1 protein-coding gene is annotated in these 247 nt (G+C 43.7%); it reads right to left on the reverse strand.

The genetic code is table 11. From position 1 onward, the window contains the following. Nucleotides 1-247, reverse strand: a 247-nt coding sequence (locus ACYQ2O_RS13785; RefSeq protein ID WP_459796882.1) for a transposase zinc-binding domain-containing protein, incomplete at both ends; no start/stop codon positions are given.

A 247-nucleotide genomic window follows, 5' to 3' on the forward strand; every position in this document is an offset into this window, starting at 1 on the left:
TCGAACCATTCATTCAAAAGCCGTCCGGCTTCGTCCATTAAGCCTTTTAATAGTTTTTTCCGATAATGACTAGTGAAAATGGGACGAAGCCCTTCATCAATGGTTAAAATCACATGGCGGTGAATACTACGGTACATGTCGTTTGATTGAATATCTGCCCATTTCTGTGCTTCTCCAACTGCGCAGGTGGGACAGAATTTCCCTTTACACCGAATCGGAACATGCTTAACATTTGGGCAAGCCTCAC

The sequence above is a fragment of the Alkalibacterium sp. m-11 genome (genome assembly GCF_054658155.1).